The organism is Amycolatopsis sp. NPDC000009 (assembly GCF_055563465.1).
The window spans coordinates 20,752-38,775 of record NZ_JBVHDI010000025.1 but is presented as its reverse complement, the minus strand read 5'-3'; the positions used below and the strand labels follow the sequence as shown (position 1 = coordinate 38,775).

The 18,024-nt window shown below is 69.9% G+C and carries 17 protein-coding genes; 10 read left to right on the top strand and 7 right to left on the bottom strand.

Annotated features, from left to right (window positions below):
* Positions 1–37: 37 nt before the first annotated feature.
* Positions 38–1,063 carry a metallophosphoesterase family protein gene (locus ACZ3HL_RS39300; RefSeq protein WP_465536703.1) on the top strand — a complete coding sequence of 342 codons (1,026 nt, stop codon included), beginning with the start codon at positions 38–40 and terminating at the stop codon, positions 1,061–1,063.
* 184 nt (positions 1,064–1,247) lie between these two features.
* Here ACZ3HL_RS39300 and ACZ3HL_RS39295 read toward each other — a convergent pair whose 3' ends face one another.
* From ACZ3HL_RS39295 to ACZ3HL_RS39285, 3 genes are all read right to left on the bottom strand, one after another.
* A complete protein-coding gene (locus ACZ3HL_RS39295; protein ID WP_465421953.1) occupies positions 1,248–2,333 on the bottom strand; it encodes an iron-siderophore ABC transporter substrate-binding protein in 1,086 nt (361 codons plus the stop codon).
* A gap of 113 nt (positions 2,334–2,446) precedes the next feature.
* Entirely contained in the window at positions 2,447–4,204 is a 1,758-nt protein-coding gene (locus tag ACZ3HL_RS39290) for an ABC transporter ATP-binding protein (RefSeq protein WP_465536701.1), read from the bottom strand.
* The gene (locus tag ACZ3HL_RS39285; protein ID WP_465536699.1) at positions 4,201–5,886 is read right to left on the bottom strand and encodes an ABC transporter ATP-binding protein; all 1,686 of its coding nucleotides are present in this window, start codon (positions 5,884–5,886) and stop codon (positions 4,201–4,203) included. The genes ACZ3HL_RS39290 and ACZ3HL_RS39285 overlap by 4 nt, the downstream gene beginning before the upstream one ends.
* A 105-nt stretch (positions 5,887–5,991) precedes the next feature.
* Between ACZ3HL_RS39285 and ACZ3HL_RS39280 the strand changes: the two genes are divergently transcribed.
* Both ACZ3HL_RS39280 and ACZ3HL_RS39275 read left to right on the top strand, forming a co-directional pair.
* Positions 5,992–7,035: a FecCD family ABC transporter permease gene (locus ACZ3HL_RS39280; RefSeq protein ID WP_465536697.1), complete on the top strand. Its 1,044-nt coding sequence runs from the start codon at positions 5,992–5,994 to the stop codon at positions 7,033–7,035.
* Between the two features lie 23 nt (positions 7,036–7,058).
* The gene (locus tag ACZ3HL_RS39275; protein ID WP_465536696.1) at positions 7,059–8,096 is read left to right on the top strand and encodes a FecCD family ABC transporter permease; all 1,038 of its coding nucleotides are present in this window, start codon (positions 7,059–7,061) and stop codon (positions 8,094–8,096) included.
* On the opposite strand, the gene ACZ3HL_RS39270 is transcribed toward ACZ3HL_RS39275, so the two are convergent.
* Entirely contained in the window at positions 8,077–8,928 is an 852-nt protein-coding gene (locus ACZ3HL_RS39270) for a DMT family protein (RefSeq protein WP_465536693.1), read from the bottom strand. The two genes, ACZ3HL_RS39275 and ACZ3HL_RS39270, sit on opposite strands and share 20 nt — an antisense overlap.
* Positions 8,929–9,104: 176 nt before the next feature.
* Here ACZ3HL_RS39270 and ACZ3HL_RS39265 point away from each other — a divergent pair, with 176 nt between their 5' ends.
* Positions 9,105–9,629 carry a DinB family protein gene (locus ACZ3HL_RS39265; protein WP_465536691.1) on the top strand — a complete coding sequence of 175 codons (525 nt, stop codon included), beginning with the start codon at positions 9,105–9,107 and terminating at the stop codon, positions 9,627–9,629.
* 17 nt (positions 9,630–9,646) lie between these two features.
* On the top strand, positions 9,647–10,357 hold the full coding sequence (locus tag ACZ3HL_RS39260; protein ID WP_465536689.1) for an MBL fold metallo-hydrolase: 711 nt from the start codon (positions 9,647–9,649) through the stop codon (positions 10,355–10,357).
* A 22-nt stretch (positions 10,358–10,379) separates the two neighbouring features.
* On the opposite strand, the gene ACZ3HL_RS39255 is transcribed toward ACZ3HL_RS39260, so the two are convergent.
* Positions 10,380–11,239, bottom strand: a protein-coding gene (locus ACZ3HL_RS39255; protein ID WP_465536687.1) for an IS5 family transposase whose coding sequence is annotated in 2 segments (ribosomal slippage) — positions 10,380–10,846 and positions 10,846–11,239 — 861 coding nt in all. Because the reading frame shifts where the segments join, the coding sequence is not laid out codon by codon here.
* Between the two features lie 127 nt (positions 11,240–11,366).
* Between ACZ3HL_RS39255 and ACZ3HL_RS39250 the strand changes: the two genes are divergently transcribed.
* A complete protein-coding gene (locus ACZ3HL_RS39250; protein WP_465536685.1) occupies positions 11,367–12,470 on the top strand; it encodes an LLM class flavin-dependent oxidoreductase in 1,104 nt (367 codons plus the stop codon).
* 3 nt (positions 12,471–12,473) lie between these two features.
* Here ACZ3HL_RS39250 and ACZ3HL_RS39245 read toward each other — a convergent pair whose 3' ends face one another.
* On the bottom strand, positions 12,474–13,241 hold the full coding sequence (locus ACZ3HL_RS39245) for an IclR family transcriptional regulator (RefSeq protein ID WP_126732100.1): 768 nt from the start codon (positions 13,239–13,241) through the stop codon (positions 12,474–12,476).
* Positions 13,242–13,282: 41 nt separating this feature from the next.
* Here ACZ3HL_RS39245 and ACZ3HL_RS39240 point away from each other — a divergent pair, with 41 nt between their 5' ends.
* Together ACZ3HL_RS39240 and dmpG are read left to right on the top strand one after the other, a co-directional pair.
* Positions 13,283–14,185 carry an acetaldehyde dehydrogenase (acetylating) gene (locus ACZ3HL_RS39240; RefSeq protein ID WP_465536683.1) on the top strand — a complete coding sequence of 301 codons (903 nt, stop codon included), beginning with the start codon at positions 13,283–13,285 and terminating at the stop codon, positions 14,183–14,185.
* Positions 14,182–15,216, top strand: coding sequence for a 4-hydroxy-2-oxovalerate aldolase (gene dmpG / locus ACZ3HL_RS39235; RefSeq protein WP_465536680.1), 1,035 nt, complete (start codon positions 14,182–14,184; stop codon positions 15,214–15,216). Before ACZ3HL_RS39240 ends, dmpG begins: the two co-directional genes overlap by 4 nt.
* On the opposite strand, the gene ACZ3HL_RS39230 is transcribed toward dmpG, so the two are convergent.
* On the bottom strand, positions 15,207–15,800 hold the full coding sequence (locus ACZ3HL_RS39230) for a TetR/AcrR family transcriptional regulator (protein WP_125678355.1): 594 nt from the start codon (positions 15,798–15,800) through the stop codon (positions 15,207–15,209). The two genes, dmpG and ACZ3HL_RS39230, sit on opposite strands and share 10 nt — an antisense overlap.
* A gap of 90 nt (positions 15,801–15,890) precedes the next feature.
* On the opposite strand from ACZ3HL_RS39230, the gene ACZ3HL_RS39225 reads away from it, so the two are divergent.
* The gene (locus ACZ3HL_RS39225; RefSeq protein ID WP_465536678.1) at positions 15,891–16,811 is read left to right on the top strand and encodes an oxygenase MpaB family protein; all 921 of its coding nucleotides are present in this window, start codon (positions 15,891–15,893) and stop codon (positions 16,809–16,811) included.
* Positions 16,812–16,823: 12 nt separating this feature from the next.
* Complete coding sequence (locus tag ACZ3HL_RS39220) at positions 16,824–17,849, top strand: LLM class F420-dependent oxidoreductase (protein WP_465421926.1); 1,026 nt, start codon at positions 16,824–16,826, stop codon at positions 17,847–17,849.
* The last annotated feature ends 175 nt before the right edge of the window (positions 17,850–18,024 follow it).

Sequence of the window (18,024 nt, the reverse complement as noted above, 5' to 3'; positions counted from 1 at the left end):
CCGAATCCGGCCATAGAACGTGAGTAGCGTTCGGGTTATGGATCGAAGAGCGTTCATGGTGACCGCCGGTGGTGCGGCGGCGGGGGCGGCGATGCTGCCGGGACAGGCGGAAGCGCAAGGGAAGTGGGGCCCGCACGGGCCGGTCGTCCGCTTCAACATCCTGAGTGACATCCAGGGCGACCTCACCGATTTCGGCAAGGCGCTCGACGACCTGCACGCGATCAACCCGCGCAGCGCGGGGCTCGGTATCGCGGGTGACCTCACCCCGCGCGGCTACGACTTCGAGTACGCCCAGCTTCGCGCGACCTTCGACAGGCACCCGCATCCGCGCGAAGTGGCGTGGGCGATCGGCAACCACGAGTTCTACGTCCCGAAGTGGCGGGATCCCGACACGCTCGCCCAGGAGACCTGGCCCAACGGGACGACCGAGGATTCCCTCTTCCGCAGCTTCTACCGGTTCGCGGGCCGCAACACCGTCTACAACGAGACGTCGTTCGGCGGTGTTCCGGTGCTCTGCCTGGGAACCGAGCGGTACGCGAAGTACCACGACCCCAAGCTGTGGGACGAGGTCTGGATGAGCGACCGCCAGTTCACCTGGCTCGAACAACGCCTCCGGTACTGGTCCAACCGGCGCAGCCCGGTGATGGTACTGACGCATCATCCGTTGCCCAACACCGTTTCCGGCACGCACAACAAGCTCTACCGGTCGGACTACCTCCAGCCGGACAGGCTGCTTTCGATCCTCGGCCGCCACCGGGACGTGTTCCTCTTCTCCGGGCACACGCACTGGGATCTGAACCTGTCGGACTGGGTGGTCCGCCGGGTGGTGCCGGGGACCGGCAACCTCGAAGGATTCACGGTGGTCAACACCGCGGCCGTGCAGACCGGCTGGACGGACGACGGCAAGGGCGGGGAGGTGTCCCTCGGCGGCGCGTTCAACCAGGGGCTGCAGGTCGAGGTCTCGCCCGGCTCGGTGGTCATCAAGGCCCGCGACTTCACCACGAAGACGTGGTTGAAGCAGATCACCGTTCCGCTGCACGACTCCTGGGGATTCCCGCACTGAGGCGCACCCAGGGTCTGGGGAGGCGGGGTTGCGAAAGCCACTTTCGCAACCTTCAACGTTGCGAAAGTGGCTTTCGCAACACCTCCGGCTAGGCACGGCCCCCAGAAGGACCTCGAAGTACGTGAAGGCCCCCTTCCCAGCGCCAGGCGCAAGGAGGGGGCCTTCACGTGAACCGCGAGCGGGCTCAGCTGGCCGGCTTGACCTCGGTCTTCGGGTCGCCGTCGACCGCCGCGGCGAGCTGCGGGACGATCCGGTCGATCACGTACGGCAGGCTCAGCACGGTCACGAAGGAGACCGCGCTGCCGTAGGTGCCTTCGTTCTCGATGAAGACCTCGCGCTTCTCCTTCGCGACCTTCAGGCCGCTGTAGAGCGCGTCCTTGCCGAGGATCTCCTGCGCCTTGGCCGGGGTGTCGATGAGCCACACGAGCGCGTCGCGGTCGAGCAGGTCGGTCCGCTCGGCGCTGAGGCTCTTGCCGAACTTGTCACCGATGGCGGCGTCGAGGTCGGCGGGCAGCTTGAACCCGAGCGATTCGAGGATGTGCGAACGCCCGTCCTGGCTGCCGTAGACGAAGTAGCCCTCGTAGGTCGAGGCCATCAGCGCCGACTTGCCCGCGAACTCCGGGTGGTCCTTGCGGGCCTGGGCGAACTTGTCCTCGACACCCTTGACCAGTTCGTTCGCCTTGGTGGAGCGGCCGACGGCCTGGCCGACCTTCTTGGTCGCCTCGTTCCACGGGATGCCGTAGTCGTTGTACTCCTTCGGCTGCGCGACGACCGGGACGCCGATCTGGCTCAGCTTGTCGTACTGCTCCTTGGTGAGCCCGGAGTACAGCGCGATGATCAGATCCGGCTTGAGCGCGGCGATCTTCTCGTACTGCGGCCCGTCCACGTCCTTGAGGACCTCGGGCAGCGCGGCGCCGCCGAGCTTGTCGGTCGCCCACGGTCCGATGGTGCCGGGGAACTTGCCGAGCCATTCGGTGACACCGACCGGGACAACGCCGAGCGCGAGCAGCGCGTCCTGCTCGGTCAGGCCGACCGTGACGACGCGCTTGGGCTCCTGCGTGATGGTGGTGCTGCCGTACTTGTGCTCGATCGTGGTCGGGAACGCGTTCGCGTCGACCGCGGAGCCGGCGGAGTTCTGCGCGGCCGGGGTGGCCGACTCGCCGCCTCCTCCGCACGCGGTGAGCGAGGCGGCCAGCACCAGGGTGGACGCCAGGAGGCCGGCGGTCTTCAGGCGCCCGCGCACGGCGGAGAGGGTGGGGATTCGGGCCATCGTCCGTCCTTCGTGATCGGCTGTCCGGCGGAATGCCGGATTAATCGAGGATCAGGTTTGGCTAACCTAAGACGCCGACCGCCCGATTGCAACCGGTGACGGTGCGTCCCGGGTCACGTCCGTGAACGGTTGTCCGACCAGGCCGCCCAAAGCGTTGCGTATTGACCGCCGGAGGCCACGAGTTCTTCGTGTGTCCCGCTTTCGACGATCACGCCGGCGTCGAGCACGACGACGCGGTCCGACGCCGCGGCCTGCGTCAGCCGGTGCGCGACGACCAGACCGGTCCGGCCCTCCAGTGCCGCGGCCGCGGCGGCTTCGAGGGTCTTCGCGCCCGCGCTCCCGGCTTCGGCGGTCGCCTCGTCGAGGATCGCGATCGGCGGATCGGCGAGCACGAGCCTCGCCAGCGCCAGCTGCTGGGACTGGGTGACGGTCAGCCGATGCCCGCCCTCGCCGACCACGGTCGCGAGACCTTCGCCCAGCGCCTCCGCCCAGCCGCGCGCACCGACCTTTTCCAGTGCTGCCAACAGTTCTGCGTCGGTCGCGCCCGGCCGGGCGAGGCGGAGGTCGTCGGCCAGCGAACCGGCGAAGACGTGCACCTCCTGGCTGATCAGCGCGACCGCCTGCCGCGTGGCGGACGGCCCGAGCTCGTCGAGCGGGACCCCGCCGACGGAGATCGTCCCCGAGGCCGGAGTGTGGATCCCGGCGATCAGCTTGGCCAGCGTCGTCTTGCCCGCCCCGCTCGCGCCGACCAGGGCGACCCGCTCACCGGGGGAGAGGCTGAGGTCGACGTCCCGCAGCACCGGGTGACCGTCCACATAGGAATGGGAGATCCCCGCCACCTTCACCGAGGCGTCGACGGGTTTCGCCGGCCGTTCGGGTTCGAGCGGCGCGGGCAGGTCGGCGACGCCGATCAGCCGGGCGAGGCTCGCGGCGGCCGCCTGCGCGTCGTCCACCAGCGCCAGCGCGCTGTTGATCGGACCGAAGAGACTGTGGAAGTACAACGCCGCCGCGGTCGCCGCGCCGACGGTCACGGCGTCGGCGCCCACCAACAGGAATCCGGCCGCGAGCACGGCCGAGAGACCGACGAACTCGGCGAGGTTGAGCCGGGCGAAGAACCTCGTCATCAGCCGGACACCGCGCAGCATCAGGTCCATCGCGCCCTCGGACCGCTGCCGGACCCGCTCCACGTGGGCGTCGGCGAGCCGGAACGCGCGGACGGTCTTCGCGCCGCCGATCGTGTCGAGCAGTTGCTGCTGCTGCGAACCCGTCGCGATCCGCTGCTTCGCGTACAACGGCACGGCGTTGCGGACGTACCAGCGCACGGTGTGCAGCTGGATCGGTGTCGCGAGCAGCGCGGCCAGGAGGAAACGCCAGTCGAGGACGGCGAGCGCGCCGAGGGTCAGCACGATCGTCAGCACCGAGCGGCCCAGTTCGGGCAGGGCTTCGCGGACCGCCCTCGCGACCACCGTGACGTCGTTGGTGACGCGGGCGGTCAGGTCGCCGGAGCCCGCACGTTCGACCTGTTCCAGCGGGAGCCCCAGCGCCCGGTCTACGAATCGTTCGCGGAGTTCCGCGAGCAGTGTTTCGCCGAGCTTGGCGGTGAGCGAGACACCCAGAGCCGTCGCGATGGCCTGTGCGACGGCGACCAGGACCAGCGCCACCACCGGGGTGGTCAGCTCGGTCGCGGGCCGCTTCTCGATGACCAGGTCGACGATGTGGCCGAGCAGCCGGGCGGTGAGCAGTCCGATCGCGGTCGCGCCGACGAGCATCGCCAGCGCGCCGACGGCGCGGGCCTTCGAAGTGCGGAGCAGTTCGCCGAGGACAGCGCGGATCCGCTTGCCGTCGGCGGTGGGGAGGAGTTCGCGGGTCATGACAGCACCGCCGCGCGGTAGTCGGCGCGATCGCGGGCCAGTTCGGCGTGGCCGCCCTCGCCGGTGATCCGGCCGCCGTCGAGGACGACGACGCGGTCCGCCACGGCGAGCAGGGCGGGGCTCGTGGTCACCAGGATCGTGGTCCGTCCTCGTCGTAGCCGGGCGAGCCCGGTGGCGATCTTCGCTTCGGTCACCGTGTCGACCGCCGTCGTCGGGTCGTGGACGACGAGCACCGGCGCGTCCGCGGCGAGCGCGCGGGCGAGCGCGACCCGCTGCCGCTGGCCACCGGAGAGGGAGCGTCCGCGTTCGGTGACCGCGGTCGCGGTGCCGTCCGGCAAGGCCGCCGCGACCTCGTCCGCGGCCGACGCGGCCAGTGCCTCGTCGGAGGAACGGCCTTCCGCGTGGACGTTCTCGGCGAGCGTCCCTTCGAACAGGTCCGCGTCGTGCGCGGCGACCAGGACCACCTCCCGTACCCGGTCAGGGTCCACAGTGGACAGATCGACGCCGTCGACGTGGACCTTCCCCTCGGCCGGATCTCCCGCGCGGCCGAGGCAGTCGAGCAGGTCGGTCGCGGCGGCCGGATCGGCCGCGACGACACCGATCAGCTGCCCGGCCGGGATGTCGAGGTCGACCCCGCGCAGGCTGCGGTAGGAGACCCCGGTGAACTTGACGTTCCCGGCGGCGGGGGAAGGCAGTTCGCCGTCACCCGGTTCGACCGCGACCGGCGTGGTCAGCAGGTCGGCGACCCGCGACGCCGACGCGCGGCCCTGCGCCAGTTCGCCGTTGACCCACGAGAAGATCAGGAACGGCGTGAGCAGGAACTGGGCCAGCCCCACCGCGGCGACGAGGTCGCCGACGCTGATCGAGCCCGACGCCGCGAGATGCCCGCCGACCAGGGCGACGACCGCGATGAAGATCCCGGTCAGCGCGAGCACCGCGCCGTCGTGCCAGGCCTTCGCCCGCGCGGCGCGCAAGGTCGCCTTGAGGGAGTTCTGGCTCGTGTCGCGGTAGCGGGCGACCGCGGCGGGTTCGGCGCCGATGCCCTTGAGCACCCGCAGGCCGGACACCAGGTCCGTGGCGACGCCCGAGGCGTGCGCGGACCGCTCCTGTTCGGCTTCGCTGCGGCGCTCAAGCGGCTTGCCGATGAGATGCGCCAGGTACAGCAGCGGCGGTGTGCCCAGCAATACGAGCAACCCGAGCGGAAGCGAGATACGCAGCAGAGCGATGGCGCTGACCAGTACTCCGGCGAGCGCGGCGATCCCGAACGGCAGCGCCGCGTTCACCACCCCGACGCGTTGCGCGTCGCTGGTGCCGATGTTGACCAGTTCGCCCGCCAGCTTGCCCTTGTCGGCGCCGCCGCCGGGATGGAGGACCCGCCGGCTGATCGCGATACGCAGGTCGTGCGCCGCCCGCAGCGACGCGCCCTCGGCCGCGCGCGCGGCGAACCGGTAGCTGTAAGACAGTCCGGCGAAGATCACGCCGAGCACGGCGATCCAGAACACGAGCGTGCCCACCGAGCCGCCGTCGACCGCCTGGTCGATCACCACCCCGATGATCACCGGGACGAGCGCTTCACCGCCCTGGTGCCCGGCGGCGAGCACGGAGGCGAGAGTGACCCGCCGTCGTTGCCCGGAAATCGCCTGTCGCAGGACACTCCGGCTGGTGGTGGCCGTTGCGGTCACCGGCGCCTCCGTTCGTGGTGGGGAAGGTAAGGCTAGTCTAAGTAGGTAGCTCGTTGAGGTGAACTCCGGCGTTCGGTTAGCCTCGCCTCACTCGAAGGAGGTTCCGTGGTCGTCACCGAACGCCCGCCCGCTGCGGCGTCCCCGCCCAGCGCGGCGGCACGGACGTTCCGCGCCGGCGGTCTGGTGGTCGGGCTCGCCCTGCTGGCGCTGGTGTTCCTGCTCAGCATCTGGGTGGGGTCGAAGAGCATCCCGTTCACCTCGACGTGGTCGGTGCTGTGGCACAACGACGGCTCGACCGAGGCGGTGATCATCCACGACCTCCGCATCCCGCGGACCCTGCTCGGCGTGGTCGTCGGCGTGGCGCTCGGCCTGGCGGGCGCGGTGATGCAGGCGCTCACCCGGAACCCGCTCGCCGACCCTGGCCTGCTCGGGGTCAACACCGGCGCCGCGGCCGCGGTCGTCTCGGGGATCGCGTTCGTCGGGGTCACCGGCGTGCTCGGCTACATCTGGTTCGCCTTCGCCGGGGCGGCGATCGCCTCGGTCGTGGTGTACGTGCTCGGCTCGGCGGGACGCAGCGCCACACCGGACCGGCTCGTCCTCGCCGGCTCGGCCGTGATGGCGGTGCTCCAGGCCTACATCGTCGGGATCCTGCTGCTGCTGCCCGAGACGTTCAACCAGTTCCGCTTCTGGAACGTCGGTTCGCTCAGCGGCCGCAAATGGGACGTGTTCTGGCAGATCTCACCGTTCGTCCTGGTCGGCGTGATCATCGCGCTGCTGCTGGCCCGGCCGCTCAACGTCCTCGCGCTCGGCGACCAGACCGGCAAGGCGCTCGGCGCCCACGTCGGCCGCACCCGGGTGCTGGGCGCGATCGTGGTGACCCTGCTCTGCGGCGCGGGTACCGCGGCCATCGGCCCGGTCATCTTCCTCGGGCTCGCCGTGCCGCACGCCGCGCGGATGCTGGTCGGCCCCGATCAGCGCTGGGTCCTGCCGTATTCGATGCTGCTCGCGCCGATCGCGCTGATCGGCGCCGACGTCGTCGGCCGCGTGCTGAACCCGCCGGAGGAACTGCAGGCCGGCATCGTCGTCGCGTTCCTCGGCGCGCCGGTGTTCATCGCGCTCTGCCGACGCAGGAAGCTGGCCCGGCTGTGACCGCGATCAAGGAGCACCCACGGATGAGCACCCGCGTCCTGCGCACCTCGGGCGGCGGACTTTCCCTTCGCGTCACCCCGCGGACCACGATCGTCGTCGTGCTGCTGGCCATCGCCGTGTTCTTCCTCGGCGCGGTCAGCATGACCACCGGCGACTACCCGTTGTCCGTCGGCGAGGTCATCCAGACGCTGTTCGGCTTCGGCGACCGGAGCACCGAGTTCATCGTGACCACGCTGCGGCTGCCCCGGCTGCTGACCGCGCTGCTGGTCGGCGGCGCGCTCGCGGTCAGCGGCGCGATCCTGCAGAGCCTGTCCGGGAATCCCTTGGGCAGCCCCGACTTCATCGGCTTCACCGAGGGCGCGGCCGCCGGCGCGCTGCTGACGATCATCGTGGTGCACGGCGGCATGCTCCAGGTTTCACTGGGTGCGCTGGTCGGCGGCGTCGTGACCGCGGGCTTGATCGCGTTGCTGGCGCTGAAGGGCGGCGTGCACACCTTCCGGCTGATCCTCGTCGGCATCGGGGTGAACGCGATGCTCATCGCGTTCAACTCCTACTTGATCACCAGGGCCTCCTGGCAGGACGGCCTGGCGGCGCAGGCGTGGCTGGTCGGCGGGCTCAACGGGCGCGGCTGGGAGCACGTCGTCCCGGTCGCGATCGCCATCGCCGTCCTGCTGCCGCCCGCCTTCGTCTACGGCAGAAGGCTTTCCCTGCTGGAGATGGGGGACGACTCGGCCAAGGGGCTCGGCGTGCCGGTGCAGCGGAGCCGGATCGTGCTCCTCGGGGTCAGCGTCGGGCTGTGTTCGATCGCGACGGCGGCCGCCGGCCCGATCGCGTTCCTGGCGCTCGCCGCGCCTCAGCTCGCGAAGCGGCTCACGCGGTCTTCGGGGCCTGGGCTCGCCGCTGCCGCGCTGATGGGGATGCTCCTGCTGGTCACGAGCGATCTGCTCACCCAGCAGTTCTTGGCGGGACTGCCGGTCGGCCTCGTGACCGGGGCGATCGGCGGGCTGTACCTGGCCTGGCTGCTGGTGTCCCGGCGCGGGGTCAGCGGAGCTGCGCGCTGACCGGCTCGATCGGCGCGGGCTCACCGAAGCGGGCCAGCGCCAGCGCCGCCGACACCGCGAGCACGAAGCCGACGGCCGCCAGGGCGGCGAACCCGGGGCGCGTGGTGTCGCCCAGCACGAGCACCCCGATCAGGGACGGGAACACCGTCTCGCCGATCACCATCATCGCGGTCGAGGTCGTGACGCTGCCGCGCTGCAACGCGGTGGCGTAGAACAACATCGCCAGCGCGCCCGCCACGCCCAGCGTGTACGTGGCCGGGTCGGTCAGCAGATCCAGCGGGGCGAGGCTGGTGAGCGCCCGCCCGGAGAGGGCGACGACGCCGAAGCACAGGCCGGCGATCAGGCCCAATGCCGGTGTCCGGATCCGGCGTGACGCGCGCCCGGCGAACATCCCGGCCATGCCGAGTACCACGACCGCGCCGATCAGCACGAGCCGGAAACCCAGCCCGGTCGACGCGGAGCCCTCGCTCTCCGCCGACATCCCGAGCAACGCGAGCCCGGCGCAGACGACCGCGACCGCCGTCCACTCGCGACGGCCCAGCCGGACCCCGAGCGTCCGCGCGGCCACCGCCGTCACGGCGAGGCTGCCCGCCAGCGCCGCCTGGACCACGAACAGCGGCAGCACCCGCAGGGCGGCGACCTGGGCGACGAACCCGATGACGTCGAGCGCCAGCCCCGCGACGAACTTCCCTTGCCGCAGCACCCGCACGAGAAGGCGGGGATCGACGCGGTCTTCGGCGCCCGACGTCGCTTTCGCGGCGATCGCCTGCATCACCGAAGCGACGCCGTACGCACAGGCCGCGAAGAACGCGCAAGCCAAACCCCACCACATGAATCGTGAGCCTAGCCCTGCGGTGGCCAACGGAGATCTCGCGTGATCGGGCACGTAACTCACGTGATCGGGCACGTAACTCGCGTGATTGCGCGCGTAACTCACGAGTTACGCCTTCAATCACGCGAGTTGCGTCCTCGATCACGCGAGTTCGCCGTATGTGTAGGGTGACCGGCATGTCGAACGCGAGTTCGAGTGCCGCCGAGCCGGTGGTGCGCTCCTGGCCCGACCCGATCGCCGAGGACGAAGCCGGGCTCCAGTGGGACTTCCTGCGTTTCCTCCGCGCGACGGCGGTGACCAAGGTCGCCGGGCTGACCAGGGAACAGGCGGCCGCGACACCGCTGCCGTCGTCCCCGCGGATGAGCGCGCTGGGCCTGCTCAAGCATCTGGCCGCGGTGGAGCGCTGGTGGCTCTCGATCGAGGCGGGCGGCGCGGATCTGCCTTCGCTGTGGGAAGGCTCACCGGATCCGAGCTGGGACCTGACCGAGGACGACGACCCGCGTTCGGTCGTCGAGGCGTACCGCGCCGAGTGGGCCTTGGCGGAGTCGTCGCTGGCCGGTGTCTCACCGGACGACCGCGCGCGTAAGTCGGGGAAGTTCACCGTCCGCTGGGTGCTCGCGCACGTCGTCCAGGAGACCGCCCGGCACGTCGGGCATCTGGACATCCTGCGGGAGCTGGCCGACGGAACCACGGGGGAGTAGCGCCGTAAGGTGTCCGCATGGCTGACAGGCTGTACTTCCGGCAATTGCTCGCGGGCCGTGACTTCGCGGTGGGGGATCCCGTCGCGACGCAGATGGTCAACTTCGCCTATCTGATCGGCGACCGGGAGACGAACGAGGCCGTCGTCGTCGACCCGGCGTACGCCGTCGGTGATCTGCTGGACCTGCTGGAAGCCGACGGTATGCGGCTGACCGGCGTCCTCGCCACGCATCACCACCCCGACCACGTCGGCGGCGAGATGATGGGCTTCTCGCTGCCGGGGATCGCGGAGCTGCTGGAGCGCGTCCAGGTGCCGATCCACGTCAACGGCGCGGAGGCCGAGTGGGTCCGCCGGATCACCGGCGTCTCCGGAACGGATCTGCGATCGCACGAACACGACGACGTCCTCGAGGTCGGCGCGGTGCCGATCCGGTTGCTGCATACGCCGGGGCACACGCCGGGCAGCCAGTGCTTCCTGGTCGACGGGAAGCTCGTCTCGGGGGACACGCTGTTCCTCGAAGGCTGCGGCCGGACCGATTTCCCCGGCGGTGACGCGGAAGCGATCTACCGGAGCCTGCAATGGCTGGCCGGGCTGGACGGCGATCCGGTCGTCTATCCGGGGCACCAGTACTCGGCGGAACCGTCGGCGAACCTGTCGCGGGTGAAGGACACGAACTTCGTGTTCCGGCCGAAGTCGCTGGACGAATGGCGGCTGATGTTCGGCGGCTGACCGTCTTCCGCATTTAGGGGTCCTAACAGATTGAGTGGGTCTTGAGTCTGCGCCAGCAGATGATGGCGCAGCCGAGGGTGAGGAAGGCTTCGTGGATGTCGTCACGGATCTCCCATCGGATGCGTAGGCGCCGGAACCAGTGCAGCAGGGCGAAGGCGCCTTCGACGACCCAGCGGTGAACGCCGAGGCCGGAGCCGTGTTCCTGGCCTCGGCGGGCGATGAGAGGTGTGATTCCGGCGGCGCGGACAAGGTTGCGGTACTTGTCGTGGTCGTAGGCGCGGTCGGCGTAGAGCCGTTGTGGCCGTCGCCGCGGGGGCCCGGGCCGGCCTCGCACTGGCGGGATCGCGTGGATCAGCGGCATCAGCTGGGTGACGTCGTGCCGGTTCCCGCCGGTCAGGGTGGCTGCGAGCGGGATGCCGGTACCGTCGGTGATGACGTGGTGTTTCGACCCGGTACGGGCTCGATCTACCGGGCTGGGGCCGGTTTTCGGCCCCCTTTTAACGCCCGCACATGCGATCCGTCGACCGCCGCACGTGACCAATCCAGCTGATTCGCCGCGTGCAGCTCCGCCAGCAGCAGCTCGTGCAGCTGCTGCCACACCCCGGCCTCGGTCCAGTCCCGCAGCCGCCGCCAGCAGGTCATGCCTGAGCCATACCCCAGCTCTTGCGGCAGGAACTCCCACGGGATCGCCGTGTAGAGCACGAACATGATCCCGCACAACGCCTTACGGTCGTCCAGCCGCTTACGTCCCGGATGCCGAAACCGACGCTCCACCCGCGGCAACAACGGCTCGATCCGTTCCCACAGACCGTCATCGACCTCCCACGGACGCCGCTGCCCCACCCAGCCCACCCCTCCCAGACGATCACCGAGACACGGCATCAAACCACACCCCAAGATCATTGTGTTACGACCCCTTAGTCCTCTAAATGCGGGAAGGGGCGTCCAGATCGCGGGACGTGAGGCTTGCCGATTGACCCGGCTCGACCAGGAAGCCGAAGCTCGAACCGTGACGCTCAAGCTGCATTGGTTCCTGCCCACCACCGGTGACGGACGGACGATCGTGGAGCACTTCCACGCCAGCCGCGCCACCGGGGCGTCCGCCGCCCGCGAGCCGAGCCTGGACTACCTCGGGCAGGTCGCCCGCGCCGCCGAGGCCAACGGTTTCGAAGGCGTGCTGACCCCGACCGGGACCTGGTGCGAGGACGCCTGGCTGACCACGGCCGCGCTGATCCGCGAGACGAGAAACCTCAAGTTCCTGGTCGCGTTCCGGCCCGGCACGGTCTCGCCGACACTGGCCGCGCAGATGGCAGGCACGTTCCAGCGGATCTCGCAAGGGCGTGTGCTGCTCAACGTCGTCACCGGCGGCGACGCGGTCGAGCAGCGCCGGTTCGGCGATTGGCACGACCACGACCAGCGTTACGCCCGCACCGGTGAGTTCCTCGAGATCGTGCGCGGGGTGTGGAGCGGCAACCCGTTCGACTTCGAGGGCGAGCATCTCAAGGTCGAGGGCGCGACCACCCGCGCGGCGCCGGATCCGGCCCCGCCGATCTATTTCGGTGGTTCGTCCGCGGCCGCGCTGCCGGTCGCGGCGAGGCACGCCGACGTCTACCTCACGTGGGGTGAGCCGCCCGCGCAGGTCGCCGAGAAGATCGTCAAGGTCCGGGAGCTCGCCGAGGAGCAGGGACGGAAGCTCAGCTTCGGCATCCGGCTGCACACCCTCTCGCGTGACACGTCGGCGGAAGCCTGGGCGGAGGCGGGGAAACTGCTGGACGAGATCGACCCGGAGCGGATCGCCCACACCCAGGAACAGTTGTCCGCCAGCGAATCCGTCGGCCAGCGGCGGATGGCCGCGCTGCACGGCGGGAAGACCGACGGCGGCGTCCGCGGCTTGGAGGTGTATCCGAATCTCTGGGCCGGGATCGGCCTCGTGCGCGGTGGCGCGGGCACTGCGCTCGTCGGCAGCCATCAAGAGGTGGCCGACCTCATCGAGGAGTACCACGCGCATGGCATCGAGGAGTTCGTCCTCTCCGGGTACCCGCATCTGGAGGAGGCGTACTGGTTCGGCGAGGGCGTACGTCCGGAACTGGTCCGGCGAGGGCTCGTAGCGTAGCGCTCACAAAGTGCGCGACAACGCCAAAGCGGCGGTCCGCACGGCTGGCGCGACCCGGTTGGTGTGCATGCGATTCGCCCAGCCGGAGATCGACAACGCCGCCACCGCCACGCCTTGCGCGTCGAGCAGCGGGCTCGCCGCGCAGACGACGCCGACGCCGGATTCCTCCCGTTCGAAGGCGATTCCCTCTCCGTGGATCTTGGCCAGCTGACGGCGCAGCAGGCCCGCGGCGGTGATCGTCCGTACGCTGACGCGGGGCAATCCGGCGTCGATCACTTGGGACACCACGGATTCCGGCGAGAACGCGAGGATCGCCTTGCCGACGCCGGTGGCGTGCGCGGGGAAACGTCCGCCGATCCGGGACGGCAGTGACGGCGCGTCGGGCCCCCGCAGGATGTCGAGGTAGACGACCTCGGTGCCTTCAAGGACCGCGAGATGCACGGTGTTGCGGGTCGCTTCGCGGAGATCGGCGAGGTACGGCCGCGCCGCCTCGACGAGCCCGCGGCGCCGAACCGCCAGCTGGCCGATCTCGAACAGTTTCAGCCCCAGCCGCAACGCCGCGCCCTCGCGTTCGAGGAGGCCGGTCGCCACCAGGTGCCCGGTGAGCCGGTGGACGGTCGATTTCGCCAGGCCGGTCCGCCGCGCCAGTTCGGAAACGCCGAGCGCGTCGTCGCCGGGGCGGAAGGCCGAGAGCAGCGCGGAGATCCGGGCGGCGACGAGGCCGTCCGCTCCGGTTCGTTCCGGGTCGTCGTTCCGCCCAGCGGCACGCATGGGTTGAGTGTGCCCTATCCGCTCGGGGAGCGTCACCTGGCATGGCGCAACGGAAAGCGGTGGCCGCGATCGTCGGTCCCGGGAACATCGGCACCGACCTGCTCGCGAAGCTGAGGCGCAGCGAGCACGTCGAGGTGCGGTACATGGTCGGCGTGGACCCGGATTCGGACGGGCTGGCCAAGGCCGCGGAGCTGGGATTGGAGACCTCGGCCGGCGGCGTCGACTGGCTGCTGTCGCGCGACGAGCTGCCGGACCTGGTCTTCGAAGCGACTTCGGCGAAAGCGCACCTGGCGAACGCGCCGCGGTACGCGACCGCCGGGATCCGCGCGATCGACCTGACCCCGGCCGCGGTCGGCCCGTTCACCTGCCCCGCCGTGGGCCTGCCCGACCGGCTGGACGTGCCGAACGTCAACCTGATCACCTGCGGCGGCCAGGCCACGATCCCGATCGTGCACGCGGTGTCGCGCGTGACGCCGGTGCCCTACGCGGAGATCGTCGCGTCCGTCTCGTCGCGCTCGGCCGGGCCGGGAACCCGCGCGAACATCGACGAGTTCACCGCGACGACGGCGCGCGGGATCGAACTCGTCGGGGGAGCGAGCCGCGGCAAGGCGATCATCATCATCAATCCGGTGGAGCCGCCGATGATCATGCGCGACACGGTGTTCTGCGCGATCGACCCGGACGCGGACTTCGACGCGGTGAGCGAATCCATCCACCGGATGGTCGAGACGGTCCAGGGTTACGTGCCGGGTTACACGCTCAAGGCGGACCCGCAATACGATCCGCCCCGGCCGGGATGGAGTGGGCAAGCGCGGGTCGCGGTGTTCCTGGAGGTCGCCGGGAACGGGGACTTCCTGCCGAAATACGCCGGCAACCTCGACATCATGACGGCCGCGGCCGCCCGCGTCGGCGACCTGCTGGCCACTCAGGAGGTGGCGGCATGAGCTGGGACGACGTGAGCCGAGAGGTCCGGATCGTCGACACGAGCCTGCGCGACGGCAGCCACGCGATGGCGCATCAGTTCACCGAGAAGAACGTGCGCGACACCGTCCGGGCGCTGGACGACGCCGGGGTCTCGCTGATCGAGGTCAGCCACGGCGACGGTCTCGGCGGCTCGACGTTCAACTACGGCTTTTCCCTTGTGGACGAACGGAAACTGATCGAGGCGGCGGTCAATGAGGCACGGCACGCGAAGATCGCGGTGTTGCTGCTGCCGGGCCTCGGCACGGTCGGCGACCTGCGCGTGGCGGCCGACCTCGGCGCGGGCGCGGTCCGGATCGCGACCCATTGCACCGAGGCCGACGTCTCCGTCCAGCATTTCGGCGCGGCGAGGGAACTCGGGCTGGAGACGGTCGGTTTCCTGATGCTGTCCCATATGTCCACGCCCGAGGCGCTGGCGAAACAGGGCCGGATCATGGTCGACGCCGGATGCCAGTGCGTGTACGTCGTGGATTCCGCCGGGGCGCTGATCCTGGAGGACGCGGGTGAACGCGTCGCCGCGCTGGTCGCGGAATTCGGCGACGAGGCGCAGGTCGGCTACCACGGGCACCAGAACCTGAGCTTCGGTGTCGCGAACTCGGTGCTCGCCTACCGGGCCGGCGCCCGGCAGATCGACGGTTCGCTCGTGGCGCTCGGCGCGGGCGCGGGCAACTCGCCGACCGAGGTCCTCGCGGCGACGTTCGAGCGGCTCGGGATCCGTACCGGCGTCGACAAGGACGTGCTGATGGACGCGGCGGAAAACGTCGTGAAGCCCTACATCACCCGGCTACCGGTGATGGACCGGTCGTCGATCGTGCAGGGTTTCGCCGGGGTGTACTCGAGCTTCCTCCTGCACGCCGAGCGCGCCGCCGAGCGGTACGACGTCCCGGCACACGAAATCCTGTATCGCGTCGGCGCCGCGAAATACGTGGGCGGGCAGGAGGACATGATCATCGACATCGCGCTGCAGCTGGTCGCCGAGCGTGGTCAGGGTTGACGGTCGGCGCCGAGTACGAGGCGGACGCAGTGGTCGATCAGGCGCTCGCGGCTCACCTTGAGCGAGCCGTCGAGGTAGGCGATGAACACGTTGCTCAGCGCGCCGACCAGCCCGATCGAGGTCATCTGCCGTTCGGCCGCGTCGCCGTGGGACAGCTGGCCGCTGACCAGTTCCGCGAAAGAGGGAAGGAGCGCGATCCCGCGCGTGGTCAGCGCGGGATCGGTGATCGGCGCGAGCAGGAGCACGCGGCCCTTACGCGGGTCGTCGAGCATCAATTCGACGAAGGCGCGGACCGCGGCCTTCGCCCGTTCGGCCGGTTCGGCCGTGTCGCTGACCGCGTCGACCAGAGCCTGCCGTGCCTGCTCGCCGATGTGCTCGTAGACCGCGACGACGAGTTCCTCGCGGTCGGCGAAGCTCTCGTAGAAATACCGCTCCGTCAGCTTGGCGTGACGGCACACCGCGCGGACGCTCACCCCCGCGCTGCCCTGGGTCCCGAGCAGGTCGAGGCCCGCGTCGACGAGTTGTCCCCGCCGCGCGGCCTTGCGGTCGTCCAGGGTCGTGCCTGCCCAGCTGCGGCCGGCCATGATCGGCTCCTCTTGTTGACTACGGCCGTTGTCAACCTTAACCTGACAACAGTTGTGGTCAATTTAACCAGCTCATTGAGGAGACCGGGGATGACACAGCCGCGGCCGCTCGGACCGGATTCGCTGACCTGGAAGTACTTCGGCGACTGGCGTGGACTGCTCATCGCGCTCTGGGCCGGATCCATGCAGAACATGCACCCCGAGCTGGGTGCGGGCGTCGAGGAACACTCGCGGTTCTTCGAGGAGCGCTGGCAGCGGCTGTTCCGCTCGCTGTACCCGATCGGGGGCGTGATCTACGACGGCCCGCGCGCCCGGCAGACCGCGCTGGAGGTGCGCGGCTACCACGATCGGATCAAGGGCGTCGACAAACACGGGCGGCGCTATCACGCGCTCGACCCGGACACGTTCTACTGGGCGCATTCGACGTTCTTCGTCAGCGCGATCCTCATCGCCGACAACTTCTGCGGCGGGATCGGTGAGGCCGAGAAGCGGAAGCTGTTCGACGAGCACGTCCAGTGGTACGAGATGTACGGCATGAGCATGCGGCCGGTGCCGGAGTCGTGGGAGGACTTCCAGCTGTACTGGAAGCGCATGTGCGAGGACGTGCTGGAGGACAACAAGGCGACCCGCGACGTGCTCGAGATCCAGGACATCGCCAAACCTCATTTCCTGCCCTGGCTGCCGGATTTCGCGTGGAAGCTCGTGCGCGGGCAGGTGGCGCGGAACTTCGTCTGGCTGACGGTCGGCCTGTACGACCCGCCGATCCGCGAACGGCTCGGCTACACCTGGACCGAACGCGACGAGCGGCGGCACCGCCGGGTGGGCAAGCTGATCAACGCGGCGTTCGAGCTGGTCCCGCGAGACCGTCGCTACCACCCGCGGGCGAGGGCGGGCTGGCGCCGGGAGCGCGGCGAACTGGCCCCGGACGCGCCGTTGGTCGAGACTCCCGCGAGGAACCTTCCGCCGCTTTCGGAGCGGGGCAAACCCGAGCACTACTCACCGAACGTCTGACTAGGAGCCTCGATGAAGCTGGGTTACCACCTCGGTTACTGGTCCTCCGGCCCGCCGGAGGGCGCGCTGGACGCGGTTTCGCGGGCCGAAGAACTCGGCTTCGATTCCGTGTGGACCGCCGAGGGCTACGGCTCGGACGCGTTCACCCCGCTCGCCTGGTGGGGCGCGTCGACCAGCCGGATCAAACTCGGCACCAACATCGTCCAGATGTCGGCGCGCACCCCGACCGCCACCGCCATGCACGCGCTGACGCTGGATCACCTGTCCGGCGGGCGGTTCGTGCTCGGACTCGGCGCGTCCGGGCCGCAGGTGGTCGAAGGCTGGTACGGGCAGCCCTATCCGAAGCCGCTCGCCCGCACCCGCGAGTACGTCGACATCGTGCGGAAGGTCGTCGCGCGCGAGGCGCCGGTGACCCACGACGGGCAGCACTTCCAGCTGCCGCTGCAAGGCGGCACGGGGCTCGGCAAGCCGCTCAAGTCCACGGTGCACCCGTTCCGCAAGGAGATCCCGATCTTCCTCGCCGCGGAAGGGCCGAAGAACGTGGCGCTGTCGGCGGAGATCTGCGACGGCTGGCTCCCGTTGTTCTTCTCGCCCAAGAGTGACGCCTTCTATCGGACAGCGCTGCAGGAGGGTTTCTCGCGTCCCGGTGCCCGGCACGGTTTCGACGATTTCGAGGTCGCCGCGTCCGTCCCGGTGCTCGTCCACGACGACGTCGAGGAGGCCGCGAGCTGGATCAAACCGTCGCTCGCGTTGTACATCGGTGGCATGGGCGCGAAATCGGTCAACTTCCACCACGACGTCTTCGCCCGGATGGGGTACGAGGACGTCGCCGACAAGGTCCAGGAGCTGTACCTGGCCGGCCGCAAGGACGAGGCGACCGCCGCGATCCCGACGTCGCTGGTCGAGGACACGTCGCTGATCGGGCCGGCGGAGAAGATCCGCGACGAGCTCGCGGCCTGGGACGAGACCGTGGTGACCACGTTGCTGCTGCGGGGCGATGCCGCGACGCTGACGAAGGTCGCGGAAACCCTCTCGTAGCTGCTCCGGGCGAGCGCAGCGCCGCATTTCGCCGACTGAATGCGTAGGGGGCGCCGGGCGTTTGTCGAGCGTTGGGGGGACCACAATACCCAACAGAAAAAATTGGGAAATTTGGGTTGCCAACCCCCGCCTTTGGGGGGGGGGCGCGTGGTGAACAGGGGGGGCGGGGGGGCGT

Excerpts from the sequence above, each read along its gene's own strand:
- ACZ3HL_RS39300 (WP_465536703.1), top strand. The coding sequence starts at position 38 with ATGGATCGAAGAGCGTTCATGGTGACCGCCGGTGGTGCGGCGGCGGGG.
- ACZ3HL_RS39295 (WP_465421953.1), bottom strand. The coding sequence starts at position 2,333 with ATGGCCCGAATCCCCACCCTCTCCGCCGTGCGCGGGCGCCTGAAGACC.
- ACZ3HL_RS39290 (WP_465536701.1), bottom strand. The coding sequence starts at position 4,204 with ATGACCCGCGAACTCCTCCCCACCGCCGACGGCAAGCGGATCCGCGCT.
- ACZ3HL_RS39275 (WP_465536696.1), top strand. The coding sequence starts at position 7,059 with ATGAGCACCCGCGTCCTGCGCACCTCGGGCGGCGGACTTTCCCTTCGC.
- ACZ3HL_RS39270 (WP_465536693.1), bottom strand. The coding sequence starts at position 8,928 with ATGTGGTGGGGTTTGGCTTGCGCGTTCTTCGCGGCCTGTGCGTACGGC.
- ACZ3HL_RS39265 (WP_465536691.1), top strand. The coding sequence starts at position 9,105 with ATGTCGAACGCGAGTTCGAGTGCCGCCGAGCCGGTGGTGCGCTCCTGG.
- ACZ3HL_RS39260 (WP_465536689.1), top strand. The coding sequence starts at position 9,647 with ATGGCTGACAGGCTGTACTTCCGGCAATTGCTCGCGGGCCGTGACTTC.
- ACZ3HL_RS39245 (WP_126732100.1), bottom strand. The coding sequence starts at position 13,241 with ATGCGTGCCGCTGGGCGGAACGACGACCCGGAACGAACCGGAGCGGAC.
- ACZ3HL_RS39240 (WP_465536683.1), top strand. The coding sequence starts at position 13,283 with ATGGCGCAACGGAAAGCGGTGGCCGCGATCGTCGGTCCCGGGAACATC.
- dmpG (WP_465536680.1), top strand. The coding sequence starts at position 14,182 with ATGAGCTGGGACGACGTGAGCCGAGAGGTCCGGATCGTCGACACGAGC.
- ACZ3HL_RS39230 (WP_125678355.1), bottom strand. The coding sequence starts at position 15,800 with ATGGCCGGCCGCAGCTGGGCAGGCACGACCCTGGACGACCGCAAGGCC.
- ACZ3HL_RS39225 (WP_465536678.1), top strand. The coding sequence starts at position 15,891 with ATGACACAGCCGCGGCCGCTCGGACCGGATTCGCTGACCTGGAAGTAC.
- ACZ3HL_RS39220 (WP_465421926.1), top strand. The coding sequence starts at position 16,824 with ATGAAGCTGGGTTACCACCTCGGTTACTGGTCCTCCGGCCCGCCGGAG.